Source organism: Acidovorax sp. JMULE5 (assembly GCF_013376875.1).
GTDB classification, from domain to species: Bacteria; Pseudomonadota; Gammaproteobacteria; order Burkholderiales; family Burkholderiaceae_C; genus Acidovorax; species Acidovorax facilis.
The window spans coordinates 1,918,343-1,944,494 of the sequence record NZ_CP035951.1; the positions used below are offsets into that span (position 1 = coordinate 1,918,343).

The window sequence follows — 26,152 nt, forward strand, 5'->3', positions numbered from 1 at the left end:
AGGCTCCGGAAAGATCGCGCGCAAGCTTTGACTGGGCCGCACCCGCAGCCGGGCTGCGCGCGACAGCCCTGCCGCGCCAGCTCTCCGGCGTTTCGTCCTTACACGTTCATGATCGAGACCAGGCGCGTGTTCAGGTGCGCCTCGATGGCCTCGGGGCCACCCTCGGAGCCATAGCCCGAATCCTTCAGGCCGCCAAACGGCAGCTCGGCCGCAGGTGCGGCGGCCTGGTTGATCCACAACATGCCCACTTCCAGGCGCTGGGCCAGCAGGTGCGCATTCTTCAGAGACGAGGTGAACGCATAGCCGGCCAGACCAAACGGCAGGCGGTTGGCTTCGGCAATGGCGTCTTCGATCTTTTCAAACCCACGAATCGCAGCCACGGGGCCAAAGGGTTCTTCGTTCACGATGCGGGCCGAGAGGGGCACGTCGTTCAGCACCGTGGGCTGGAAGAAGTTGCCTTCGCTGCCAATGCGCTCGCCACCCGTCACCAGCGTGGCGCCCTGCTGCACGGCGTCGGCCATCAGGTCGGCCATCGCTGTGATGCGGCGGGGGTTGGCCAGCGGGCCCATCTGCGTGCCGGCCGTGAGGCCATCGCCCACCTTCAGGCCCTGTGCGTACTTGGCGAAGGCAGCCACGAAATCGGCACGGATGCTCTCGTGCACCAGATAGCGGGTGGGCGAGATGCAGACCTGGCCTGCGTTGCGGAACTTGGCCCCGCTGCCGATCTTGATGGCCAGTTCGAGGTCGGCGTCTTCGGCCACGATGACCGGGGCGTGGCCGCCCAGTTCCATCGTCACGCGCTTCATGTGCTTGCCCGCCAGCGCGGCCAGCTGCTTGCCCACGGGCGTGGAACCCGTGAACGTGACCTTGCGGATGATGGGGTGCGGAATCAGGTAGCTGGAGATTTCAGCCGGATCGCCATAGACCAGACCCACGGTGCCTGCGGGCACGCCGGCATCGGCAAACGCGCGGATCAACTCGGCGGGGCTGGCGGGGGTTTCTTCGGGAGCCTTGACCAGGATGGAGCAACCGGCGCCCAGCGCGGCAGCCAGTTTGCGCACCACCTGGTTGATGGGGAAGTTCCAGGGCGTGAAGGCCGCCACGGGGCCCACTGGGTCCTTCAGCACCATCTGCGTGGCCTTGAGGTTGCGCGACGGCACGATGCGGCCGTACACGCGCAGCGATTCGTCAGCAAACCATTCGATGATGTCGGCCGATGCCATGGTCTCGACCTTGGCCTCGGCCAGGGGCTTGCCCTGCTCCTGCACCATGATGGCGGCAATGGCCTCGGCGCGCTCGCGCATCAGGGCGGCCGCGCGGCGCATGGTCTTGGCGCGCTCGGCGGCGGGCATGTCGCGCCAGGCTTCAAAGCCCTTTTGTGCGGCCTCCAGCGCGCGGTCCAAATCGACCTTGGTGGCATGGGCCACACGGCCGATTTCTTTGCCCGTGGCGGGGTTGAACACGGCAAGGGTCTTGCCTTCGGCGGCGTCTTGCCACTGGCCTGCGATGAAGAGCTGGGTGTTGGGATAGGTCATGAGCGGTGGGGTCAGCCAAAAAAATCGAAAAAACGACTATACGCCTGCAGCGACCAAGCCCCCTGAGTCGCCTTCGGCGCCCTTCCCCCACCGGGGGACAACGCCTGTGGCCAGGCAAAGCCCGCTCCACGGCGTTTGCTCGCCTGGCCTGCTCCGCGGCCTTCGGTCCGCCATGGCTGCGTCAGCAGGTTGGAGAATCGCTGCGATGATGGGAAGGTTGTTGACGCAAGGAGATTGCATGCGAGAAGTAGTCCAAAGCCTCGAAGAGTCGCGCATCCGCGAAGTGGCCAACGAAGGCCTGGGGCGCAGCGATGTGCTGAAGTTCTGGTTTGGCGAGAGCGACGAGGTGACGCCCGATTTCATCCGCGACGCGGCCATTGCGTCGCTGCAAAAGGGCGAGACCTTTTACGCCCACAACCTGGGCCTGCCCGAACTGCGCCACGCGATTGCGGGCTACATGCACGGCCTGCACCCGCAGCAGCACACCGATGCATGGTTCGACCGGATTGCTGTCACGTCCGGCGGTGTGAACGGCTTGATGGTGGCCGTGCAGGCGCTGGTGGACGCGGGCGACGAGGTGGTGCTGGTGACGCCCGTGTGGCCCAACCTGGTGGCGCAGCCGCGCATTCTGGGTGCGCAGGTGCGCACTGTGCCGCTGGTGGCCGACGTGCACGGCGCGTGGCAGCTGGACATGGATACGCTGCTGGCCGCCATCACGCCCGGCACGCGCCTGCTGGTCGTCAACGCGCCCAACAACCCCACGGGCTGGACGCTGACGCGCGAGGAACAAGCCACCATCCTCGCGCACTGCCGCCGCACCGGCACATGGATTTTGGCGGACGAGGTGTACGAGCGGCTGTACTACGCGGGCGACACGGCCAATGGCGCGGCCCCCAGCTTTCTGGATGTGGCCGAGCCCGAGGACCGGCTGATCGTGACGCACAGCTTTTCCAAGAGCTTTTTGATGACCGGCTGGCGTCTGGGCTGGCTGGTGCTGCCGCCGTCCATGACGCCCGCAGTGGGCAAGCTGATCGAGTTCAACACCTCGTGTGCGCCGGTGTTTGTGCAGCGCGGGGCCACGGTGGCTCTGCAGCGCACGGATGAGGTGACGCCTGCGCTGGTGAACCATCTACGCAACTGCCGGGACACGCTGGTGCCGCTGCTGGCCGATGTGCCGGGAGTGTCGGTGGCCACGCCGCGTGGGGGCATGTATGCGTTCTTCCGCATCGACGGTTACGACGACTGCCTGACGCTGGCCAAGCTGCTGGTGCGGGAGGCGGGGTTGGGGTTGGCGCCGGGCAGTGCGTTCGGGGGCGAGGCACAGGGGTGGTTGCGGTGGTGTTTTGCGAGCCGGGATGTGGGGAGGTTGGGGGAAGGGGTGGGGAGGTTGAGGGGGTGGTTGAAGGGGTGATGGAAAGGGATTTTTGAACGATTTTGGCTGCTGGCGCTTTTGGAATAAGCGCTAGCAGCTATTGTTTTTATAGTTATTGGGGCTCTCCTTCCCGTTCGCGCTGAGCTTGTCGGAGCCGGTGGAAGCTCGTTCTCTAGTTTGGGCGGCGTGCTTGGGTTGAGGGCAGAGGCCGGGATGTCGCCCCGGCGGGCGAGTCCCTTTCTTTCGCGTCGCCGAAAGAAAGGAACCAAAGAAAGGGCGACCCTACTGTCTGCGACCCCTTCGCTGCGCTGCGGGGCAACCTGGGGTGCTCGGTCACGGGGTGCACCGCAGAACTCGCTGCGCGCCTGCGGCGCTCCGCTCGGACAACTGCGGTGAGTCAGTTCACGAAGCATGCGCGCTCCGACGCGCATGCCACCCCGCGCCCTGCGCGCCCCAGGCGCATCCAGAAGGGAACCCGCGAATCGGACATCCATCCGGGCCATCGCTTTGCTCGGCCCAATCTCGCGGGCGCAAGCGCCACGCGCTGCGAAAGCTGGGCCGAGCGCAGCGATGGCCCGTGTGGCTGTTCGGCTGTTGGATGTTTGGTTGTTCACCCCTGCTGGCTGCGCCTGCGGCGGGGCGGTTGTGGGGTGGCATGGGCGTCGGAGCGCCCATGCTTCGTGCTCTGACTCGCCGTGGTTGTCCGAGCGGCGCGCGCAGCGCAAAGCGAGTTCCACGGCGCACCCCGCAACCGCCCCGCCGCAGGTTTGCCCCGGAGCGCAGCGCAGGGGTCGCAGACTGGGGGTCGCCTTTTCTTTGCTTACTTTCTTTTGGCGAAGCAAAAGAAAGTGAGTCGCCTGCCGGGGCGACAACCCGGCTCCCGCCCTCAACCCGAGCATGCTTTTCAAACCAGCACGCCAAGGCTTCGACAAGCTCAGACCGAACGGGTCCGCAAGAACAAAGAACTACAAAAATAATAGCTGCCAGCGCTTTATAGATAAGCGCCAGCAACCAAAATCACCCCAAAAACTACTGCGACACCTGCGCCAACTTCACCGCAGGCTGATCCCCCCACCCTCCCCCAAGCGCGCGAATCAACCCCACCGTCGCCACATACTGCGCCGTCCGCACCTGCAGCTCCTGCCGCCGATTGCGCAACTCGCTGCGCCGCGCGTCCAGCAACTCCAGCTGGCTCACCAGCCCATTGCGATACCGCACATCCGACAACTGCGTCGCCCGCCGCGCAGCCGTCACCGCCCGCCCCTGCGCCTCGGCCTGGCCGGAGAGCAAACGCAGAGAGGTCAGCTGATCCTCCACGTCACGGAACGCGTTGAGCACCTGCCCCCGGTGGTCCGCCAGCGCAGCCTCCAGGCGCGCCTTGGCGCCCTCGATCTGCGCGTCGCGCTGGCCGCCGTCAAAGATCGGCAGCGACAGCAGCGCACTCACGCCCCAGGCACGGGCCGACCACTTGAACAGGTCACCCAGCTCGGGCGACGCATGCCCCGCATTGCCCGTGAGCGTGACGGCCGGGAACCAAGCCTTCTGCGCCACACCCACGCGCGCTTGCGCGGCCAGCACGGCAGTTTGCGCAGCCGATACATCGGGCCGGCGCGCAAGCACCGTGCCGGGCACGCCCGGTGGGATCACGGGCAACGCAGCATCGCCCGTCGCGGGCGGCAGCACAAAGCCACTGGCCACCTCACCCGCCAGCACGGCCAGCGCGTTGGTGAGCAATGCCTGCTGGCGCTGCAAGGCCAGGGCATCGGACTCGGTAGCGGCCACCTCGGTCTGCACACGGGCCACATCCAGCTCGGCCACGTCGCCCGCCTGCAGGCGGCGCTGCGTCAGGCGCAGGGTGTCCTGGTACGCGGCCAGGCTCTCTTGCACCAGCACCTGCTCGGCCTGCACGGCGCGCAGTTGCAGGTACGTTTGCGCTACATCGGCCTGCACCATCAGGCGCGTGCTTTGCAGCAGGGCCTCGCGCGCGCCGGCGTCCAGGCGCGCGGCGTCGCTGGTTTGCGAGAGGCGGCCGAACAGGTCCAGCTCGTACGAGGCATTGAGCCCCGCCGTGCCCATCGTGGATGGCACCACGCTGCCCGTGCTGTTGGCACCGGCCTGGCGCGCAACGCCCGCCGAGGCGCCCACTTGCACCGAGCGCGCGGCGTCAGCAGAGCGCAGCAGCGTGCGCGCCTCGGCCAGGCGTGCTGCCGCCTGCTGGATGCTGGTGTTGGCCGTGCCCGCACGCTGCACCAGGTCGGCCAGCACCGGGGCTTGAAAGCCCAGCCACCACTCGCCGCGCGGCTGCGCCTCGGCAGGGGCGGCCACCGTCCAGGGGGCCGTGGGCAACGCATCGCCCCCTGCCGTGAAGCTGGCTGGCACAGGCACACCCGCATGCGGCGCAGGGGCCACGGGCTGGGTCATGCAACCGGCCAGCACCAGGGCGGCGGCCAGGGGCGCCAGCAGGCTGCGCTTGCGCGCCGCAAGGGCACCGTCGGTGGAGTTTTTCGTCAAAAGCAAATCGGTCATGGTTGTTCTCCTGCCCCAGCCATTACTCCCGCTGCATTCGGCAGCGCGGAGCACGTGGCGAGAGCCACAAAGATGTTTGTTGTCAGCGTGCTCAGAAGCATCACTCGTGCTCTTTGCGCGGCGCTGCCAGCACGGGGTGGGCCGTGCCACCGGTGCCTGGGGCGTGCGAGATAGGCGCCACATGCGCACCATGCTCCACCAGTGGGCGGTTGCCAGCCAGCTTGCGCAGCAGCACGTAGAACACGGGCGTGAGGAACAGGCCGAAGGCCGTCACACCAATCATCCCGGCGAACACAGCCACGCCCATGGCGCTGCGCATTTCGGCGCCCGCACCGGTGGACAGCACCAGGGGCAGCACACCCATGACGAAGGCCAGCGAGGTCATCAGGATGGGGCGCAGTCGCAGGCGGCTGGCCTCGATGGCGGCCTGCACGGGGGTACGCCCGGCAAACTCCAGCTCGCGCGCAAACTCCACGATCAGGATGGCGTTCTTCGCTGACAGCCCCACCAGCACGATGAGCCCGATCTGCGTGAACACGTTGTTGTCGCCGTTGCTCAGCCACACGCCAGTCATGGCCGCCAGGATGCCCATGGGCACGATCAGGATGATGGCGATCGGCAAGGTGAGGCTTTCGTACTGCGCGGCCAGCACCAGAAACACCAGCAGGATGGCCAGTGGGAACACCAGCACGGCAGAGTTGCCCGCCAGGATTTCCTGGTAGGTCAGCTCGGTCCACTCGAAGGTGATGCCCTGGGGAAGCGTCTCGGCTGCAATGCGCTCGATGGCGGCCTGGGCCTGGCCCGATGAATAACCGGGTGCAGGGCCGCCGTTCACATCAGCAGCCAGGTAGCCGTTGTAGCGCATGGCGCGTTCGGGGCCGAAGCTGGGCTCCATCTTCATCAGCGCCGACAGGGGCACCATCTCGCCGGTGGCAGAGCGCACCTTGAGCAGGCCCACATCCTCAGCCCGCGCGCGGTAGGCCGCATCGGCCTGTACGCGTACGCTGTAGGTGCGGCCGAACTGGTTGAAGTCGTTGGCATAGAGACTGCCCAGGTAGATCTGCAGCGTGTCAAAGATGTCCGTCACCGGCACACCGAGCTGGCGCGCCTTGGTGCGGTCGATGTTGGCGTACAGCTGCGGCACGTTGACCTGCCAGCTACTGAAGATACCGGTCAGCTCGGGCGTCTGGTAGGCCTTGGCCATGAAGGCCTTCACGGCGCCGTCCATGGCTTCGTAGCCCAGCGATGCGCGGTCTTCGATCTGCAGCTTGAAGCCACCCGTGGTGCCCAGGCCCGCCACCGGGGGCGGCGGGAACATGGCGATGAACGCGTCCTGGATGCTGCCAAACGCCTGGTTCAGCTGCCCGGCCACGGCGCCGCCGCTCTGGTCGGCGCGGGTGCGCTCGGCAAAGGGCTTGAGCGTGGCGAACACGATGCCGGCGTTGGAGCTGTTGGTAAAGCCGTTGATCGAAAGGCCTGGGAAGGCGATGGCGTCTTCGACGTTGGGGTTCTGCTTCATGATCTCGCCCATGCGGCGGATTACGTTCTCGGTGCGGTCCAGCGTGGCGCCGTCGGGCAGCTGCGCAAAGCCGATCAGATACTGCTTGTCTTGTGCTGGCACGAAGCCGCCGGGCACGATCTTGAACAGGCCCACGGTGGCACCCACCAGCGCGAGGTAGATCACAAACATGAGTGCCTTACGGCCGATGACGCGCTTGACGCCGCCGCTGTAGGCCTCAGAGCCGCGATGGAACAGGTGGTTGAAGCCGCGGAACAGGCCACCAAACACCTTGTCCATGCCGCGCGTGAGCGCGTCCTTGGGCTCGTTGTGGCCCTTGAGCAGAAGTGCCGACAGCGCAGGCGACAGGGTCAACGAGTTGACCGCCGAGATCACCGTGGAGATCGCAATCGTCACCGCGAACTGCTTGTAGAACTGCCCTGTGAGCCCGCTGATGAAGGCCAGCGGCACGAACACCGCCACCAGCACCAGCGCAATGGCGATGATGGGGCCAGACACCTCGCGCATGGCGCGGTAGGTGGCCTCGCGCGGGGTGAGGCCCGCCTCGATGTTGCGCTCCACGTTTTCCACCACCACGATGGCGTCATCCACCACGATGCCAATCGCCAGCACCAGGCCGAACAGCGAGAGCGCGTTGATCGAAAAGCCCAGCAGGTGCAGCACCGCGAACGTGCCCACCACCGACACCGGCACGGCCAGCAGCGGGATGATGGAAGCACGCCAGGTCTGCAGGAAAAGGATCACGACCAGCACCACCAGGGCGATGGCTTCCAGCAGCGTGTGGATCACCGACTTGATCGACGCACGCACAAACTGCGTGGGGTCGTACGCAATGCGGTACTCCACGCCTTCGGGCATGTTCTTCTGGATCTCGTCCATGGTGGCGCGCACGTTGGATGAGATGTCGAGCGCGTTGGAGCCCGGCGCCTGGAACACGCCCATGCCCACGGCCGGGTCGTTGTTGAGCAGCGAGCGCAGCGAGTAGTCGGCCGCGCCCAGCTCCAGGCGGGCGATGTCGCGCAGGCGCGTCACGGCGCCGTCGGCACCGGTCTTGACGATGATGTCGCCGAACTCTTCTTCGGTCTGCAGGCGGCCCTGGGCGTTGATGGACAGTTGCAGGTCCACGCCGGGCAGGCCGGGCGATGCGCCCACCACGCCGGCGGCGGCTTGCACGTTCTGGCCACGGATGGCCGTGACCACGTCGCTGGCCGAGAGGCCGCGCTGCGCGACCTTCTGCGGGTCGAGCCACACACGCATGGAGTAGTCGCCGCCGCCAAAGATCTGCACCTGGCCCACGCCGCCGATACGGGCGAGGCGATCCTTCACGTTGAGCACCGCGTAGTTGCGCAGGTAGTCGATGTCGTAACGGTTGTTGGGCGAAACCAGGTGGACCACCATGGTCAGGTCCGGCGCGCTCTTCACGGTGGTCACACCCAGGCGGCGCACTTCCTCGGGCAGGCGCGGCTCGGCCTGCGAGACGCGGTTTTGCACCAGCTGCTGGGCCTTGTCGGGGTCGGTGCCCAGGGCAAAGGTCACGGTCAGCGTCATCACGCCGTCGGTGGTGGCCTGGCTGCCCATGTAGAGCATGCCTTCCACACCGTTGATGGACTCCTCCAGCGGCGTGGCCACGGTCTCGGCGATCACCTTGGGGTTGGCGCCCGGGTACTGTGCGCGCACCACCACGGACGGCGGCGCGACTTCAGGGTATTCGGAGATGGGCAGACCGCGCAATGCGATGAGCCCCCCGAGGAAGATGAGCACCGACAGCACCCCGGCAAAGATGGGGCGGTCGATGAAAAAGCGGGACAGGTTCATGGATGCAAATTCCTCCGGTCGCTCTGGCTCAGGCCGCTGGCGACTTGGCTGCGTTCTTGGCTTCCTTGCGATCACCCGCAATCTCGGCCTTGGCGGTCATGGGGACAGGCTGCGGCGCCACCACGGCACCGGGGCGCACGCGCTGCAGGCCGTTGACGACGATGTTCTCGCCCGCCTTGAGGCCCGAGGTGACCACGCGCAGGCCGTCAATCGGCGCGCCCAGGGTGACCTCGCGGTACTCGGCCTTGTTGCCCTCGCCTACCACCATCACGAACTTCTTGTTCTGGTCGGTGCCCACGGCACGCTCGTTGATCAGCAGCGCTTGCGTGTTCCGGGCCTGGCCCATGCGGATGCGGGCGAACTGGCCAGGGATGAGCGAGCCGTCTTCGTTGTCGAACACGGCGCGCACGCGCACCGTGCCGCTCTTGGCATCCACCTGGTTGTCGATGAGCTGCAATTTGCCCACATGGGGCGTGTTACCCGCAGTGCCGGTGCCCATCTGCACAGGAATGCGCTCGATGAGCTGGCGCGCGCTATTGCCACGCTGGCCACTTTGCAGATCGGCCAAGGCTTTCACCACGATCTGCTCATCGGTATCAAAGCTCGCATAGATGGGGCTCACGGAGACCAGCGTGGTCAGCACGGGGGCGCCCGCACCGGCCGCCACCAGGTTGCCCACGGTGACTTCGATGCGCCCCACTCGGCCCGCCACCGGGGCGCGCACCTGGGTGTAGCCGAGGTTGAGCTTGGCGGTCTGCAGCGCGGCCTGGGCGGCGCGCAGGTTGGCATCGGCCTCGCGCTGGGCGTTCAGGCGCTCGTCGTGCTCGCGCTGGGCAATGGCTTTTTCTTCGAGCAGACGCGTGGCGCGCTCCAGTTCGCTGCGGGTGTATGACACACGGGCCTGCGCGGCGACCACCTGGGCTTCGGCGCGGTCCACTTCGGCGGCGTAGGGGGCGGGGTCCACCGTCACGAGCAGCTCGCCCTGCTTGACCAGCGAGCCTTCACGGAAGTGCACGGCCTGCACGGCGCCCGAGACGCGCGGGCGCACGTCCACGCGCTGCACGGCTTCGAGCCGGCCGGAAAACTCGTCCCACAGGGCGATGTCTTTTTGGAGCACGGCCGCCACCGACACCGGCATGGCCGGGGGCGCAGCAGGGGTGCCATCGGCCTGGGCGGCGGGCGCCTGGAACACAAGGATGATGGCGGCCACGGTGGCCGTCACAGCAGTGGCAAGGGTGGCAAGGCCCAGCGGGCGGCTCTTGGAGAGAGGATTGGAGTTCATGGTCGTTTCAATCGTTAAGGCCGCCCTTGTGGAGCGAGCCGGTGGAGGTTTTCTGCCGCGCCCCGGTAGGTGGCGTTGTTCCGACAAGGGTCAAAAAAGGCGTCAAAACCGTGGGCAGAAGGGCAGTCTCGGCAATGACACCGTGGCAAAGTCAAGGCCCCGGCAGCACACCGCCGGGACACTGAGAACCTGTTCAAAATCTTTTCGGGGATCGCATTGGAGTGCAATCGGGATGAGTGGAAGCTTCGGATGCGCCGCATGGGCTTGTGCCCATGCAAGCAGCCGGGGCTTCCAATCGCCCGATTTCACTCCAACCCTTCGGGCAAGGTCCTTGCCGGGCGGTCTACGGCGTTGCGGCGCTTGCCAATAGCCGGGCTATTGGCTGCACCCCGCGCCTTGCATCCCATCCCGGCAAGGACCTTGTGCGACCCTGAAAAGATTTGGAACAGGTTCTCAAAGCCGACGTCAGAAGACGCGGCAACACTGTGTGTTGTGACAGCCGTGGCTGCAGACAGGCAAGTCGCCCAACGGGTTGTTCATGGTGTGATTTCCTCCGTATGTATCGTTGACATCAATGGCACCTGCCCGCCGTCTGCGCCCTGATGGGCCCGGCGTGCAGAAATACGTGGGCAAAGCTTCTCCCTCCGGCACGTGCGGGCCAGAAAAATCAGCGTTGATAACCAGGTGGTTGGCGGTAAGGCCGCAGTATCAAACCTCAACCAAAGTTGAGGTCAATGACTTTCTGGAGACAGCCTTGCCGGGTTCAGGGTCTCAGGAAGGCACCGGACATCGGGTGGCTTCAAAGAACAGGCGGAACTGTTCCTGCGCACCGGTTGCGCAAGGGCATTCGTGGGGGCCGGTTTGCAGCAAGGCATCGGGCCACTGCGCCGTTTTCGAGAAAACATGGCGGGTCACCTGCAGGCCCGCCGCCTCCAGCCGGGCGGCATAGGCCAGCGCTTCATCGTGCATGGGGTCGGTGTCGCCCACCAGCACCAGCGTAGGCGGCAAGCCGGCCAGACGGTGTGCTGCGGCAGGCACTGCATAGGGGTGCTCGGCATCGCGCGGGCAACGCAGAAAATTGCGCCAGCCTTCGGCCCATTTGCAGCCAGTGGCATTGCCCGTGGCTTCGCGCAGCGAGGCTGTGCCCACACACGGGTCCAGCATGGGCGAGAGCAGGATCTGCCCGGCCAGCGGCGGGTGCGACTGGTCGCGCGCCATCAGCCCCACAGCCGCAGCCAGATTGCCGCCCGCTTCTTCACCCGCCAGGTAGACCAGTGCACCTTGCCCGCCGAGCTTGGTGCGGTTGCGGTGCACCCACTTGAGCACGTCGTAGCCGGTGTCCACCGGCTGCGGGAACGGGGTGAGCGGGTACGCCACCGACACCACAACGGCCCCCACACCTTCCAGCAGCGAGGCCACGGTGCAGCCGTTGTCCAGCCCCCCCGAGGTAAATGCGCCTCCATGAAAATGCACCACCACCGGCGACGCCTGGCCCGTCTTCTTGCGCCCATACATGCGCACGGCCACATCCTGCCCCTTGGTCACTTCAATAGTGGAGTCGGAGCACACGGAGGCGGCCTTGCCCCCTTCGGTGGGTTTGGCAACGGGTGGCAATGTGGAAGATAGCGAGGACGGCTGGTCGGGCTGCATGGCATGTACCCATTGGATTGACGATGGATGAAATGTAGTGGCTCGGGCCTTTCAGATAAACAGGTCAAACACCACCGCACTGTTTCCAAAAGCTCAACAATCAAATGGCAGTGCCCGTGTGAGAATTCCGCAGCACCCACTGGTGGGTGCTGACGTTCCAGATTCAAGGAGAAGCCATGGACCAAATACAGGCCATGCGCATATTCGTGCGGGTGGTGGAGGCCGGCACGTTTACCAGGGCAGCGGATTCGCTATCGCTGCCCAAAGCCACCGTGACCAAGCATGTGCAGGCGCTAGAGGAGCGCCTGCGCGTAAAGCTGCTCAACCGCACCACGCGGCGCGTGACGGTGACGCCCGACGGCGCCGCCTACTACGACCGCACCGTCCGGCTGCTGACCGACCTGGATGACATCGAGGCCAGCATGACCAATGCACGAGCCAATCCGCGCGGTCGCCTGCGCATCGATGTCGGCACGTCGGTGGCACAGCTGCTCATCATTCCGAACCTGGCAGAGTTTCATGCACGGTACCCGGACATCCAGGTGGACCTGGGGGTGAGCGACCGCATCGTGGACCTGATCGGAGACAACGTGGACTGCGTGATTCGCGGTGGCGAGCTCAGCGACCAGTCGCTGGTGGCGCGGCGGGTGGGCAACCTGGAGTTCATCACGGTGGCATCGCCCGACTATCTGGCGCGCAAGGGCACGCCCACCCACCCGCTGGAGATCGAGGAAAAACACGCCAGCGTGATCTATTTTTCTCCGCAAAGCGGCCGGCACTACCCGCTGGAGTTCGTAAAGGGCTCCGAATCCATCGACATCACGGGCCCCTACCAGTTGAGCGTGAATGAAGCCAATGCCTATGTGACGTCCGTGCTGGCGGGGCTGGGTATCGGGCAGATCACCAGCTACCAGGCGCAACAACACCTGCAAAATGGCGCCCTGGTGCGGCTGATGCCCGAGTGGACCCAGCCGCCACTGCCTGTGTACGTGGTGTATCCACCCAACCGCCACCTGAGCGCCAAGGTGCGTGCGTTTGTGGACTGGGCGGCCGAGCTGTTTCAGCGCGAGACCCACCTGCAACGCACGCAGTGAAGGCATTCCACAAAGGCGGGCAGGGGCCTTTATGCTTGGGCCCATGAACGCTACCGAGTCCACCCCCACCCCTGACGCGCGCACCACCGAGGGCGGCCACACCGCGCAAGCTGCCGAGCCCACACCTCCAGCAGCTTCTGCCAAACAGCCCCGCAACCCCCTGCACGGCGTAACGCTGGAAGCCATGGTAGTGGGCCTGGCAGACTACTTTGGCTGGGACGAGCTGGGCCGACAGATCCCCATCCGCTGCTTTCAGATCGACCCCAGCGTGGGTTCCAGCCTCAAGTTTTTGCGCAAGACCCCCTGGGCACGTGAGAAGGTCGAGAGCCTTTACCTCTTCATGCTGCGCGACCAGCGGCGCAACGCGCAAGAATGACTTGCAATGCGCGCTACCACACCCCAAACATCGCCAACCCCGAATGCGTACTCGGCACGGCTGAGCGCGCGGTATCGCAATTTTCTGGTACCCCTGTTAACGCTGGGCGTCATCGGTGGGTTCAATGCTCTGCTGACGGTTCAGTCTGGAAGGGGTGATGCGGGATGGTGGCCTGTGGCGTGGCTGGCCACCATGTTCTTGGGGGTTTTCTTCAGTGCAGCCTTCATGGCCATGGCGGGTCGCCGCAAGCTGCCGGTGGCCTACGGCGTCGCTCTGGGTGCGACTGTAGGTCTGGGGCTGACGACCTATGGGTTTCTGCAGACGAGCCTGCACGCCCCTTGGGGCGCAGTGATGCCCGACTGGCTGCGTGGCGCGCAGGCAAGAGCCTGGCTGGGCTCTCCCTGGGCACCGCTCATTCCCTACGCAGCGGGGCTGGCCTTGCATGGCGCAACCCTGCTGGTTTTCAATCGCCGGACGTCACCAGAAAATCGCGGCTGATGCCGCCACCCAGGTCGTTGACCCGGTCCAGGAACTGCGTGAGGAACGCGTGCAGGCCCGTGGCCAGGATCTCGTCGATGCGACCGTACTGCAGGTCGGCCAGCAAGCGCCCTGCCCTGCGGCTGGTTTCGGCGGACTGCCCGTTGGCCAGCACGGCCAGGTTGTCCACCACCTCGCGCAGGCAGGCGTGCAGCGATCGGGGCATATCGCGGCTCAGGATCAGCAAGTCGGCCACGCGCCCCGGCGTGATCACATCGCGGTAGACCTTGCGGTACACCTCGAACGCCGAAACGCTGCGCAGGATGGCGCTCCAGTGGTAGAAGTCGCTTTCCTGGTTGCGGTCGCTGGGGCGGCCGAAGAAGTCGTTCTTGACCGCGTGGAACTTCACATCCAGCAGGCGCGCGGTGTTGTCCGCGCGCTCCAGGAAGGTGCCCATGCGCAAAAAGTGAAACGCCTCGTCCTGCAGCATCGTGCCGAGCACCACGCCGCGTGAGAGGTGCGAGCGGTACTTCACCCATTCAAAGAACTGGCCTGGGTCGCGCTCAAAGGCGCCCCCCTCCAGCTGGCGGTGCAGCTCCAGCCAAGTCTGGTTCTGCGTCTCCCACACCTCGGTGGTCAGCGCCCCGCGCACGGCACGCGCGTTCTCGCGCGCGGCACGCAGGCACGACAAGATGGACGACGGGTTGTTGCCATCGTGCACCATGAACTCCAGCACGTTGGCGGGCGTCACTTCGCCATGCTTGGCGGTGTAGGCAGGAATCAGCTCGCTGATGGACAGCAGGCCCTCCCAGCCTTTCTGCGCCACATCGGCAGCCTGGGGCAACAGGGAAGTCTCGTAGCTCACATTGAGCATTCTTGCTGTGTTCTCAGCCCGCTCGGTGTAGCGGGACATCCAGAACAGATGGTCGGCGGTGCGGCTCAGCATGCGGCCTCCTTGATCGAGCAGGGCTGAGAACCCCGCGCGTGCTGCGCACGCTGGCTGTGTTGTGGTGAAACCCCGCCTTCGGCGGCGTTTTCAGCCCGCTCGGTGTAGCGGGACATCCAGAACAGATGATCGGCAGTGCGGCTCAGCATGTTCAGAGGCTCCCTTGCGATTGGCTTTGCGACTGGCCCTGGCCCAGGGATTGCGATTGCGACTGGGATTGCACGGCCTTGGGTTGCGCGGCAGGCGCACCCTCGCCCAGCACCCAGGTGTCCTTGGTGCCGCCGCCCTGCGACGAATTCACCACCAGCGAGCCCTCTTGCAGTGCCACGCGCGTGAGGCCCCCTGCGGCCATCTGCACCTCGCGACCGCTGAGCACGAAGGGGCGCAGGTCGATGTGGCGCGGGGCGATGCCGCTTTCCACATAGGTCGGGCAGCTCGACAGGCTGAGCGTGGGCTGGGCGATGTAGCCCGCCGGGTTGGCCAGCAGCGCACGGCGGAAGTCCTCGATCTCGGCCTGCGTGGCGGCCGGGCCGATCAGCATGCCGTAGCCACCCGCGCCGTGCACTTCCTTCACGACCAGGTCCTTCAGGTTGGCCAGCACATGCTGCAGATCGCCCTGCTTGCGGCACATCCACGTGGGCACGTTCTTGAGGATGGGCTCCTGCCCCAGGTAGAAGCGGATCATCTCGGGCACGTAGGGGTACACCGACTTGTCGTCGGCCACGCCCGTGCCCACGGCGTTGCAGATGCCCACATTGCCAGCGCGGTAGGCCTCCATGAGGCCATGGCAGCCCAGCGTGGAATTGCGGCGGAAGACCTGCGGATCGAGGAAGTCGTCGTCCACCCGGCGGTAGATCACGTCCACCCGCTGCAGGCCGCGCGTGGTGCGCATGTAGACGAACTTGTCCTTGACGACGAGGTCCTGCCCTTCGACCAGCTCCACGCCCATCTGCTGCGCGAGGAAGGCATGTTCGAAGTACGCGCTGTTGTGCATGCCGGGCGTGAGCACCACCACCGTGGGCTCGTCGGCCGCTGCGGGCGCGCTGGCGCGCAGGGTTTCGAGCAGCATGTCGGGGTAGTGGGCCACGGGCGCCACCTTGTGCAGGCTGAACAGCTCGGGGAAGAGCCGCATCATCATCTTGCGGTTTTCCAGCATGTAGCTCACGCCGCTGGGCACGCGCAGGTTGTCTTCCAGCACGTAGTACTCGCCCTCGCCCTGCGCGTTGGGGGCGCGCACGATGTCGATGCCGGCAATGTGCGCGTAAATGTTCTGCGGCACATGCAACCCGGCCATCTCGGGCCGGTACTGCGCGTTGTTGAGGATGAGGTCGGCGGGCACGATGCCGGCGCGGATGATGTCCTGGCCGTGGTACACGTCGTGGATGAAGCGATTGAGCGCCGTGACCCGCTGCACCAGCCCCTGCTGCATGCTGCTCCACTCATGGGCCGGAATGATGCGCGGAATCAGGTCAAACGGAATCAACCGCTCGTTGCCCGCCCCGCCCTCGTCCTTTGCGCCGTAAACGGCGAAGGTAATGCCCACGCGCCGGAAGATCATCTCGGCTTCGGCCCTGCGGGCCTGCATCACATCAGGGGGCTGTTTGCTCAACCACTGCGCATAGCGCTTGTAGTGTTCCCGCACATCGCTGCCATCAAAAGGCAGCATGGCGTACATCTCGTCAAATTTCTGCATGAACTGGCCTCCTGAAGACAGGATAGCAAGTTGCGCGCCCACACTCTGCAAACGGCCCCTGGTGGCACTACGGCATCGCGCCTGCTGGGTCCGCCCGGGGCACCATCTGGTGCTGCCAGTAGCGTCGGCGCGCATCGCGTTCACACCCTATCGCTGCGGGTTTGGCAGAGGCCCAGGTCGCGGCGCCGCAGCGCGAAGACTCCACCACCTCGATGTCGCGAAGGCGATAGCGCTGCAACACCTCTGGGGCTGGATGGCCAAAGCGGTTGCGGTACCCGGCTTGCACCAAAGCAGTGCGCGGCTGGACGGCATCCAGAAACGCCGGGGACGACGATGTCTTGCTGCCGTGGTGGGGCACCAGCAGCAGGTCGGCCTGGAGCGCCGCACCGCGCGCCAGCAGGGCCTGTTCCTGCGGGGCTTCGATGTCGCCCACCAGCAAGGCCGACACGCCCTGCGGCCCGGCGGAGGTGATGCGCAGCACACAGCTCAGCGCATTGGGGCGCACGTTGCGCACCGCCGCGTCGTCCGGCTGCGGGTGCAGCACTTCGAAGGCCACACCATCCCACTCCCAGCGCTGGCCCACCAGGCAGGGCTGGACTGGGCGCAAGGCCTGCAAGGTGTTCTCTGCCTCGATCGAGCCCACCAGCTCCGCATGCGGCTGCTGCGCCAGCACCGCGGCCGCACCGCCAGTGTGGTCTGCATCGCGGTGGCTGAGCATGAGGGTGTCCACGCGCTCCCCCTGTGCCCGCAGCATCGGCACCAGCACGCGGTGGCCCGCGTCGCTCTCGCGGCTGAAACGCGGCCCTGCGTCGTACAGCAGCGTGTGGGTGGCGGTACGCACCAGCACCGCGTTGCCCTGGCCGATGTCTGCGGCCAGCAGTTCAAACTGCCCTGCCGCCGGGCGCACCGGCTGCCACCACAGCGCGGGCCACAGGAGGGGAAGTGCCAGCAGCCGCAGCCGCCAGGGCAGGCGCGTGGCCAGCAGCGCGCCTCCGGCCACGGCCAGCATGCCCGCCCACAACGGCGCGGCAGGCAGGAAGACCACGGCCCAGGGCCACAACGCCAGCCATTGCAGCAGGGCTGCCAGCGGTTGCAAACTGAGGGCGGCCAGGCTCCACAAGGGCGCCCACAGCACGCCGCCCAACGCCAGCGGGGTGACCACCAGGGTGACCCAGGGAATCGCCACCAGGTTGGCGGCAAAACCCACCACCGACACCTGGCCAAACAACAGCAGGGTCAGGGGCGTGAGCGCCAGCGTCACCACCCACTGCTCCCAAATCAATGCATAAAAATGGTGCCTAGCGCTGGATGGATAAGCGCTACCAGCTATTGAATTAGTAGCAAACAGAATACCCACCGCCACAAAGCTCAGCCAGAAGCCTGCCTGCGCCAGCGCCCACGGGTCTGCCACCACCACGGCTGCACAGGCCCACAGCCACACCTGCGGCCAGGGCCAGCGGCGGCCGCTAAGCTGCAGCATGGCAATGGCCGCCAGCATGATCACCGTGCGCTGTGCTGGCACGCCCCAGCCGCTGAACAGCGCGTAGGCTGCCGCCAGCACCACCCCGGCGGCCAGTGCGGCGGAGGGCGCGGGCACCGCCAGGCACAGCCGGGTGGAACGCCGCCACAGGGCACCCACCATCAGCGCGGCCAGCCAGGCAAACAAGGTGACGTGAAGCCCGGAGATGCTCATGAGGTGAGCCACGCCCGTGGCGCGGAACACATCCCAATCGGCACGGTCAATGGCGCGCTGGTCACCCGTCACCAAAGCCGCCACCACGCCCGCAACGCGCGTGTGGGCCGGGTCACTGCCATCCTGATCGCCCGCCAGGCGCTCCAGGATCGCATCGCGCACCGACTGCCGCGCCCGCTCCACCGGATGCAGCCAGGTTGCTGTCACGAACTCGGGCGGCTCGTCCTTGGGCCCGGCACGCACGTAGCCTGTAGCCTGCACGCCCTGCTCCCACATCCACAACTCGTAGTCAAAACCATGCGGGTTGCGCAGCCCGTGCGGCGCCTTGAGGCGCACCGTCAACGCCCAGCGGTCGCCGGCTTTCAGGGCGGGCGGTGGGCGCTGCAGGTCCAAGGTTCCGGCCGCATCGCGGAACGGGCCGCCGTACCAGGCCACATCGATGCGCGGCGGCAGCGTCACCGGGGTACCGTTCAGGCGCGCGGCCTCCACGTCCACGCGGATGCGGGTGCCAGCCTCGTTGGTCTGCGGCATGGCCGCCACCACGCCGGTCACCCGGATGTCCTGGCCCTCCAGCGCGGGCGCGAGGCCCTGGGCCGCATAGTCCACAGCGCGCAGCCCACACAGGGCGAACATCACCAGCACTCCAGCACCCACGGCCAGCGCGGTGGCAGCATGAGCGCCCCATCTACGTCGCCTGGACGCTGCCCGCGCGCACCCGCCCACCACACACGCCGCCACCAGAACCGCCCCGTAGACCACCCCGGGCCACAACACCGGCTGCTGCAGCTGCAGCGCGGCCCCCAAAACGGCCCCCAGCAGCCACGCAGGCAAGCGCCAGGGAACGGCGGCGACCATCGCGGAGCTTTCGCTGGCCACGGCGCCATCCAGGCCCACAGGGGCGGATGAAATGGCATTAGGGGCGCTTATGGCGGGCATGGGCTGATGCTAATGCGATGCCTGGGGGCTGGCCGCTGGATTCTGCACACCAGGCTGTGTAACACTCGCGGCCATCCGGGTGCCGCCGGACCGCGAAGCCACCGCGCTGACCAGCAGGCCGTGCCGGCGCACCTGCACCGGCCAGCCCCCGCCATCCACCTTCACGCCAAACCGAGGAAAGACCATGAGCGTTTACGACAAGCTGAAAGAACTCAACATCACCCTGCCCCCCGTGTCGGTGCCCGCTGCCGCCTATGTGCCCTATGTACAGACGGGCAACCTGGTGTTCCTGTCCGGCCACATCGCACGCAAGGACGGCAAGCCCTGGGCCGCGCAGTTTGGCCGCGATATCGGCACCGAAGAAGGCAAGGAAGCTGCACGCTCGGTAGCGATTGACCTCATGGGCACGCTGCAGGCTGCCTGTGGCGGCGACCTCAACCGCGTCAAGCGCATCGTCAAGGTCATGAGCCTGGTGAATTCCACGGGTGATTTCACCGAGCAGCACCTGGTGACCAACGGCGCCAGCGAACTGCTGGGCCAAGTCTTTGGCGAAAAAGGCGTGCACGCCCGCAGCGCTTTTGGCGTGGCGCAGATCCCCCTGGGTGCCTGCGTGGAAATCGAGCTGATCGCCGAGCTGGCCTGACAGACCCCACCCCTCACCAAAAAACCCATGGCATGACTGCCATGGGTTTTTTGTTTTCTGCGCAGGGCGGCGACGGATGCGCCCCTCCCAGCCGCCATGACACCATGGCTGCCAGTTGTCAGAGCGTCAGAAAGACTCCCAGTCCTCTTCCGATCCCTGGGCCACCGCAGACTTGCGGCTGGCGGGTGCAGGTGCGGCAGATACCTTGGCAACAGCGGCCGCTGCAGCCGGAGCCTTGGCCACCGCAGCGGGCGTGCCGTGGAGTGCCTTCGCACCAGAACCCGGTGCGGGCCGTGCGGGTGCCGAGGGGACAGCGGTGGCGGCGGGTGCCTGTGGCCGCTGGGCAGCCGTGGCGCGCGCCGCACCAATGGCCGCCTGCGCGGGCCCATAGCTGGCGGCATTCACCTTGAACATGGACACCTCGCGCGCCAGGTGATCTGCCTGCTCACGCAGGCTCTGGGCGGCGGCGGCGCTTTCTTCCACCAGTGCCGCATTCTGCTGCGTCATCTGGTCGAGGTTGCTGATCGCCTTGTTGACCTGCGACACCCCCGCACTCTGTTCGGACGATGCTGCGGTGATCTCGCCGATCATGTCGGTCACGCGCTGCACCGACTGGACGATGTCGGTCATGGTGGTGCCCGCGTCCGACACCAGGCGCGAGCCCGTCTCCACCTTCTCGACCGATGCACTGATGAGCAACTTGATCTCCTTGGCGGCCTCGGCGCTGCGCTGGGCAAGGCTGCGCACCTCGCTGGCCACCACCGCAAAACCCCGGCCCTGCTCACCCGCGCGGGCAGCTTCCACAGCGGCGTTCAGCGCGAGGATGTTGGTCTGAAAGGCTATGCCATCAATCACGCCAATGATGTCCGCGATCTTCTTGCTGCTGTGGTTGATGTCCTCCATCGTGGCCACCACCTGGTTCACCACCTCGCCGCCCCGGCGCGCCACGCCCGTGGCGCCCGCCGCCAGGCTGCTGGCCTGCTGCGCACTGCCTGCGCTTTGCTGGATGGTGCTGGTGAACTGCTCCATGGCGGCCGCCGTCTCCTGCAGGTTGCTGGAGGTCTGCTCGGTGCGGGCCGACAGGTCGTGGTTGCCCGTAGCAATCTCGGCGCTGGCGATGGCGATGCTGTCGGTGCTCTGGCGCACCTGGTGCACCATGCGGCCCAAGGCGCTGCTCATGGCATACAGCGAACGCAGCAGGTCGCCAAACTCGTCGCCCCGGGTCACGGATTCCTGCATGCTCAGGTCGCCCCCCGCAATGCGTTCGGCCAGCCCGTTGGCCTGCTCCAGGGGCCGCTGGATGCTGCCGATCAGGTAGTGGGCACCCACAATGATGGCCAGCAGCAGCAGGCCCACAGCCACGGCAGCAATCTTGACCGTCAGCATGCGCTCTGCCGCCATCTGCTTCTGAACGGCCTCGGCACCTTGCTGCTGCTGCTGAACGAACTCACGCAGCGTGGTGGTGTAGGCCGCCACCGACGGGTTGTACTTCTGGGTGATCAGCGTCACCGCCTGTTCTTGCTGCCCATCGCTCTTGAGTTTGCGGGCCTCGCCGCGCAGGTCGATCATGGTCTTGCGCGCAGCGGCGATCTTGGCCATCTGCTGCTTGTCGGCCTCTGACAGGGCCATGGATTCCAGCGACTTTTGCACTTCGCTGATCTGCGCCGATGTGGCCGCAATCACATCCTTGAACTCGGCTTCGACGGCCGGGTCGCTGCTGACAATCAGGGCCTGGGTTCTGGCGGCATTGGTCTCGGTAAGACCCGACCAGCGCAGTGCCGCCTGCACGCGCGACTCCATGTCTTTGCTCACCGCATCAGCATGGGCCTGTACCTTGGCAGACCGGTAGGCCGCAAAGCCCACCACCGCCACCAGCATGACCACAATCAAAATCACCGCCAGCCAGAGCTTGTGAGCCATCCGAAGATGCTTGGGCATGGTTGTCTCCTGAAGCGTTGTGTTTGTGTACAGATGTTGCACGCTTTTTCACGATTGCACAAACTCCGATAGTGCACATCAGGGTCTGCCCTGCCTGTATTGACCCCACCACCCTGCGGGGGCGCGCGTCTCCGCGCCGCCAGAGTTCAGCCAAGGGGTTTCAGAAAGCCATGCCGTTCGGACAGACGCCCCATTCGGATGCCCTCTGTACGCCCATCGTCGACAAAAGCGCAGTGCCACTGGCCCCTGCTGCCCGCTGCAACACCTTGAAAAATACTGGCAGCAGGTGCTAACGCGCTGACCCCGGGGTGCCGGGTGCGTGAGCGGGCTGTCAGGCTGCGGAGCCGAGGAAGGCCTCAAAACGCGCCAGTTCGTCGCCCAGCGCGCGCCGGAACCCCGCGTCGCGTGGTGGGCGCCCGGCCACAAAACCCAGAGCATGCTGCAGCCGACCGCGCTCCACGCGCAGGTTGGCCCAGCCCACCATCTGTTCGCCCCACAGCACCGGCAACGCATAGTGGCCCATGGTGCGCTTGGGCGCCGGTACATACGCCTCGAACCGGTACGCCCAGCCCCACAGCATCTCGAAGCGGCTTCGGTCCCACACCACGGGATCGAACGGTGCCAATAGCCGCACGCCGTTATCCGGCTGGTGGCGGCGCGATGCCGGACTTTCAGCGACAGGCCAAAACCAGGTGGTTCCATCGACCACCGCATGGCCGTAGCGTGACGGTGCGGCCTTGGCCACCGCGCGCGCCTCGGCAGCCAGCTGCGGTGCGCCATAGCGCAGCAGCGTGACCAGGTAGCCCAGGCTGGGGGCAGGCAACGGGGCATACAGCGCCACGATGCGATCCACCAGGGCTTCGGCGCGCGCCATGCGTGCGGCAGGGCTGACGTCCTGCTCGGGGTGCGCCACCGGCGCATACACCCGGGTACCCGATTCGCGGCGGCACACGCGCAACCAGCCGTGGTGGTGCATGGCGTCCAGCAGGCGCGTGCTCGCGTTGAGTTCTCCGCCCCAGTAGCCTGCCACGCGGCCATGGTGCGCAAACGCCTCGCTGACCTCACGTGGATGCACCACGCCCCGCTCCTGCACAAACGCCAGCACCTCACGCGCACGTTCGGTAGTGGCGGCGTCCCACGGCCGGCGCGGCGTGCGCGGGTGCAGCAGCGCCAGCATCTGGCGGGACACAAAGCCGTAGTTAACGAAGGCGTCTTCTTCAATACCCAAGCGCTCGTAGCGGCGTTCCAGGTCACCCGCGCGGTAGTCGCGCACCCGCAGACGCAAAATCAGGTCCTGCGCCCGCGCGGGTGCTCGCATCGGGTCAGCCTGCACAAACCCCAGCTTGCGGATTGCGCCGGGCAGCGTCAGCGGTTTGAACAGGCTGCGCGCAATCGCGTAGCGGCGCAGCTCATCCAGCGTGGGTGAGCGCGACGCCACAGTCTTACTCCACGCGCGTCACTGCGTTGGGCTTGAAGCCCAGGTCCGCCGCCTTGCCCTTGCGGCCTCGCGCGGCGCGGGCGTTGTTCAGGCTGCGGATCTCCAGCGTCTCGTCGCGCTGCTTGCCGCCCCGGCCAATGCCATCCAGGCGAATGCTGCGTGTGTAGGCTGCGGCTCCCGCCAGCTGGTCCTTGTCTTCCAGGTCAATCAGCATCAGCCCGCGACCGCCGTTGACCATGGTTTTCAGCTCGGTGATCTCGAACGTGAGGATGCGTCCGCCCGTGGAGGCGCAGGCCACGTGCGTGGCAGGCAGCACCGGCTTGCTGCCTGTACTGCCTGCGGCATGCGAAGGCACACACACGGTTTCGCCCTCGCCCAACGTGAGGAAGGCCTTGCCGCCCTTCTGGCGCGAGACCATGTTCTCCACCGCCGCCAGAAAGCCGTAGCCACCGGAGTTGGACAGCAGCAGCGTGGCGTTGGCGGGCCCTGCAAAGTAGTGCAGCAGCTGCGTGCCGGCTTCCAGCTCGATGAGCGTGGTCACCGGCTGGCCGTCACCGCGTGCGCCGGGCAGCAATGACACCGCCACCGAGTACACGCGGCCATTGCTGCCAAAGGCCAGCAAGGTATCGACCGTGCGGCATTCAAACGTGCCATACAGGCCATCGCCCGCCTTGAAGGCAAAACTGGCAGCCTCGTGACCATGGCCGGTGCGAGCGCGCACCCAGCCTTTTTGCGAGACGATCACCGTGACAGGCTCGTCCACCACCTTCACTTCGGCCACAGCCTTTTTCTCGGCCTGTATCAGCGTGCGGCGCGCATCGGCAAAGGTCTTGGCGTCGGCCTCGATCTCCTTGACCATGGTGCGGCGCAGCGAGCCGGGGTTGTCCAGAATGTCTTCGAGCTTGCCCTGGCTTTCGCGCAGTTCTTTCAGTTCCTGCTCGATCTTGATGGCTTCGAGCCGCGCAAGCTGGCGCAGGCGAATTTCAAGGATGTCTTCGGCCTGCCGGTCGCTGAGGTTGAAGCGCGCAATCAGCGCGGCCTTGGGCTCCTCGGCCGCACGGATGATGGCGATCACCTCGTCGATGTTGAGCAGCACGGTCTGCCGCCCTTCGAGGATGTGGATGCGCTCAAGCACCTTGTTCAGGCGGTGCTGGCTGCGGCGCGTGATCGTGGTCTGGCGGAAGGCGATCCACTCTTCCAGCATCACACGCAGCGACTTTTGCACCGGCTTGCCGTCGAGCCCCACCATCGTCAGGTTGATCGGGGCCGAGGTCTCCAGGCTGGTGTGCGCCAGTAGCGCGGTGATCAGCTCCTGCTGCGGGGTCTTGCCCGTCTTGGGCTCGAACACCAAGCGCACGGGCGCGTCTTTGCTCGATTCGTCGCGCACGACATCCAGCACGGCCAGGATGCTGGCCTTCAGTTGCGTCTGGTCCTGGCTCAGCGCCTTCTTGCCCGCCTTCACCTTGGGGTTGGTGATTTCCTCGATCTCTTCGAGCACGCGCTGCGTGCTCACGCCGGGCGGCAATTCGTTGACCACCAGTTGCCACTGGCCCCGGGCCAGCTCTTCAATCTTCCAGCGCGCACGCACCTTGAGGCTGCCCCGGCCGCTGCGGTAGGCGTCTGCAATGTCGTTGGCACTGCTGATGATCTGGCCGCCACCGGGGTAGTCCGGGCCGGGCACGATGGCCAGCAGCTCGTCCTGGCTCAGCGAAGGTGTCTTGATGAGCGCAATGCAGGCGTCGGCAATCTCGCGCAGGTTGTGGCTGGGGATTTCGGTGGCCAGGCCCACGGCAATGCCGCTGGCGCCGTTGAGCAGCGCAAACGGCAGGCGCGCGGGCAACTGGCGCGGCTCTTCCGTGCTGCCGTCGTAGTTGGGCATGAAATCGACCGTGCCTTCGTCGATCTCGTCAAGCAACAGGCTGGTGATGCGCGACAGGCGCGCCTCGGTGTAGCGCATGGCCGCTGCGCCATCGCCGTCGCGGCTGCCGAAGTTGCCCTGGCCGTCGATGAGCGGGTAGCGCTGGGCAAAGTCCTGCGCCATGCGCACCAGCGCGTCGTACGCCGACTGGTCGCCATGCGGGTGGAAGCGGCCCAGCACGTCGCCCACCACGCGGGCGCTCTTGACCGGCTTGGCCGCCGTATTGCGCGTGGGGCCGCTGTAGCCCAGGCCCATGCGGTCCATCGAATACAGAATGCGCCGCTGCACGGGCTTGAGGCCGTCGCACACATCGGGCAGCGCACGGCCCTTGACGACCGACAGCGCGTATTCAAGGTAGGCGCGCTGGGCATAGCCCGCCAGGCCCAGGGAGTCGCCCCCGTCATCGCCTGCGGTGGTGAAATCCAAAGTCGGTTGGTCGCTCATTCGTTAACTACAGGTTCTTGATTCAGGTTCTGGTCGCGTGTCTGTGCGACGCGGGTGGGCGGCAGGTTGCCCCTGTTGGTGGCACCGCCCGAGAGCTCCATGCGTACGCGGCCAGGCGCTGCACGCTGTGCCAGCACGGGTGCCGGGGGCTTGAGCTGGGCATACAGGCCCAGCACGGTGCGCACATAGTTCTGCGTTTCTTTGTACGCGGGGATTTGATTGCCCGCGCGCTGTACCGCACCTTCACCGGCGTTGTAGGCCGCCACGGCCAGGTCCATGCGGCCGGGGAACAGGTCCAGCAGGTGGCGCAGGTAGCGGGTGCCAGTGGGCACATTCACCGCCGGGTCGGCCAGCTTCTGTTCCACCGTGCGCTTGGCGTCGCTGCTCACGCCAAAGCGGTTGGCCGTGGCGGGCATCACCTGCATCAGGCCCACGGCGCCCTTGGGCGATACGGCGGTGGCGTCAAAGCCGGATTCGGTCGCGATCACGGCCTGCAGCAGCTCGTAGTCCACACCGTGTTTGACGGACGCAGCGCGCAGGTGGTGTTTGACGCGTTTGTAGTCGGGGGCGATGTCAAAAAAGGCCAGCAGGCGCGCGCCCGCTGTGGGCAGCGCATAGGGCATGGGCGACGCATTGGCAGGCGCATCGCGGGTGGAGTCAAAGTCGTTGCCGCGAAAAAACAGCTGGTAGCGCGGATCGACCTGCTCGGCCGCAAAGTGCGTCACGCCGCGCTCGTCCACATGCGCCCACAGGTCCGCATGGGCCATTTGCTGCACAAAACATAGCAACAAACCCAATACAGACAAGCGCAGGGCACTGTTTTTATTCATATTTTGATCACAAACACCGGGCGGAGC

18 protein-coding genes are annotated in these 26,152 nt (G+C 66.2%); 5 read left to right on the forward strand and 13 right to left on the reverse strand.

The window, feature by feature from the left end:
* Nucleotides 1-98: 98 nt before the first annotated feature.
* Complete coding sequence (locus EXV95_RS08605; protein ID WP_176886523.1) at nucleotides 99-1,535, reverse strand: NAD-dependent succinate-semialdehyde dehydrogenase; 1,437 nt, start codon at nucleotides 1,533-1,535, stop codon at nucleotides 99-101.
* Nucleotides 1,536-1,773: 238 nt separating this feature from the next.
* Here EXV95_RS08605 and EXV95_RS08610 point away from each other — a divergent pair, with 238 nt between their 5' ends.
* The gene (locus EXV95_RS08610; RefSeq protein WP_176886524.1) at nucleotides 1,774-2,946 is read left to right on the forward strand and encodes a pyridoxal phosphate-dependent aminotransferase; all 1,173 of its coding nucleotides are present in this window, start codon (nucleotides 1,774-1,776) and stop codon (nucleotides 2,944-2,946) included.
* A 990-nt stretch (nucleotides 2,947-3,936) separates the two neighbouring features.
* Here EXV95_RS08610 and EXV95_RS08615 read toward each other — a convergent pair.
* The 4 genes from EXV95_RS08615 to EXV95_RS08630 form a co-directional block, all read right to left on the reverse strand.
* Complete coding sequence (locus tag EXV95_RS08615) at nucleotides 3,937-5,433, reverse strand: efflux transporter outer membrane subunit (protein ID WP_176886525.1); 1,497 nt, start codon at nucleotides 5,431-5,433, stop codon at nucleotides 3,937-3,939.
* A gap of 100 nt (nucleotides 5,434-5,533) precedes the next feature.
* Nucleotides 5,534-8,767, reverse strand: coding sequence for an efflux RND transporter permease subunit (locus EXV95_RS08620; RefSeq protein WP_176886526.1), 3,234 nt, complete (start codon nucleotides 8,765-8,767; stop codon nucleotides 5,534-5,536).
* A 28-nt stretch (nucleotides 8,768-8,795) separates the two neighbouring features.
* The gene (locus tag EXV95_RS08625) at nucleotides 8,796-10,049 is read right to left on the reverse strand and encodes an efflux RND transporter periplasmic adaptor subunit (RefSeq protein WP_176886527.1); all 1,254 of its coding nucleotides are present in this window, start codon (nucleotides 10,047-10,049) and stop codon (nucleotides 8,796-8,798) included.
* Nucleotides 10,050-10,820: 771 nt separating this feature from the next.
* Entirely contained in the window at nucleotides 10,821-11,699 is an 879-nt protein-coding gene (locus tag EXV95_RS08630) for an alpha/beta hydrolase (protein WP_176886528.1), read from the reverse strand.
* A 176-nt stretch (nucleotides 11,700-11,875) separates the two neighbouring features.
* On the opposite strand from EXV95_RS08630, the gene EXV95_RS08635 reads away from it, so the two are divergent.
* The 3 genes from EXV95_RS08635 to EXV95_RS08645 are packed head-to-tail and all read left to right on the forward strand — an operon-like array spanning nucleotide 11,876 to nucleotide 13,667.
* Complete coding sequence (locus EXV95_RS08635; RefSeq protein ID WP_055400927.1) at nucleotides 11,876-12,793, forward strand: LysR family transcriptional regulator; 918 nt, start codon at nucleotides 11,876-11,878, stop codon at nucleotides 12,791-12,793.
* Between the two features lie 43 nt (nucleotides 12,794-12,836).
* Complete coding sequence (locus EXV95_RS08640) at nucleotides 12,837-13,169, forward strand: VF530 family DNA-binding protein (RefSeq protein ID WP_228899459.1); 333 nt, start codon at nucleotides 12,837-12,839, stop codon at nucleotides 13,167-13,169.
* 6 nt (nucleotides 13,170-13,175) lie between these two features.
* On the forward strand, nucleotides 13,176-13,667 hold the full coding sequence (locus EXV95_RS08645) for a hypothetical protein (protein WP_176886530.1): 492 nt from the start codon (nucleotides 13,176-13,178) through the stop codon (nucleotides 13,665-13,667).
* Here EXV95_RS08645 and EXV95_RS08650 read toward each other — a convergent pair.
* From EXV95_RS08650 to EXV95_RS08665, 4 genes are all read right to left on the reverse strand, one after another.
* A complete protein-coding gene (locus tag EXV95_RS08650) occupies nucleotides 13,633-14,592 on the reverse strand; it encodes an alpha-E domain-containing protein (RefSeq protein ID WP_055400923.1) in 960 nt (319 codons plus the stop codon). The two genes, EXV95_RS08645 and EXV95_RS08650, sit on opposite strands and share 35 nt — an antisense overlap.
* A complete protein-coding gene (locus EXV95_RS08655) occupies nucleotides 14,586-14,741 on the reverse strand; it encodes an alpha-E domain-containing protein (protein WP_176886531.1) in 156 nt (51 codons plus the stop codon). Before EXV95_RS08655 ends, EXV95_RS08650 begins: the two co-directional genes overlap by 7 nt.
* 2 nt (nucleotides 14,742-14,743) lie before the next feature.
* Nucleotides 14,744-16,285, reverse strand: a complete 1,542-nt coding sequence (locus EXV95_RS08660) for a circularly permuted type 2 ATP-grasp protein (RefSeq protein ID WP_176886532.1) — start codon at nucleotides 16,283-16,285, stop codon at nucleotides 14,744-14,746.
* Nucleotides 16,286-16,352: 67 nt separating this feature from the next.
* A complete protein-coding gene (locus tag EXV95_RS08665; RefSeq protein WP_176889000.1) occupies nucleotides 16,353-18,833 on the reverse strand; it encodes a DNA internalization-related competence protein ComEC/Rec2 in 2,481 nt (826 codons plus the stop codon).
* A 265-nt stretch (nucleotides 18,834-19,098) separates the two neighbouring features.
* Between EXV95_RS08665 and EXV95_RS08670 the strand changes: the two genes are divergently transcribed.
* On the forward strand, nucleotides 19,099-19,557 hold the full coding sequence (locus EXV95_RS08670; RefSeq protein WP_121505846.1) for a RidA family protein: 459 nt from the start codon (nucleotides 19,099-19,101) through the stop codon (nucleotides 19,555-19,557).
* Between the two features lie 126 nt (nucleotides 19,558-19,683).
* On the opposite strand, the gene EXV95_RS08675 is transcribed toward EXV95_RS08670, so the two are convergent.
* The 4 genes from EXV95_RS08675 to EXV95_RS08690 all read right to left on the reverse strand — a co-directional run bounded on the left by EXV95_RS08675 (nucleotide 19,684) and on the right by EXV95_RS08690 (nucleotide 26,125).
* Nucleotides 19,684-21,495 (reverse strand): methyl-accepting chemotaxis protein, encoded by a 1,812-nt coding sequence (locus EXV95_RS08675; protein WP_176886533.1) that lies wholly within the window; start codon nucleotides 21,493-21,495, stop codon nucleotides 19,684-19,686.
* Nucleotides 21,496-21,826: 331 nt separating this feature from the next.
* The gene (locus tag EXV95_RS08680) at nucleotides 21,827-22,933 is read right to left on the reverse strand and encodes a DNA glycosylase AlkZ-like family protein (RefSeq protein WP_176886534.1); all 1,107 of its coding nucleotides are present in this window, start codon (nucleotides 22,931-22,933) and stop codon (nucleotides 21,827-21,829) included.
* Nucleotides 22,934-22,937: 4 nt separating this feature from the next.
* Nucleotides 22,938-25,295: a DNA topoisomerase IV subunit A gene (parC, locus tag EXV95_RS08685; protein WP_176886535.1), complete on the reverse strand. Its 2,358-nt coding sequence runs from the start codon at nucleotides 25,293-25,295 to the stop codon at nucleotides 22,938-22,940.
* Nucleotides 25,292-26,125 carry a lytic transglycosylase domain-containing protein gene (locus tag EXV95_RS08690; protein ID WP_176886536.1) on the reverse strand — a complete coding sequence of 278 codons (834 nt, stop codon included), beginning with the start codon at nucleotides 26,123-26,125 and terminating at the stop codon, nucleotides 25,292-25,294. Before EXV95_RS08690 ends, parC begins: the two co-directional genes overlap by 4 nt.
* Between the last annotated feature and the right edge of the window lie 27 nt (nucleotides 26,126-26,152).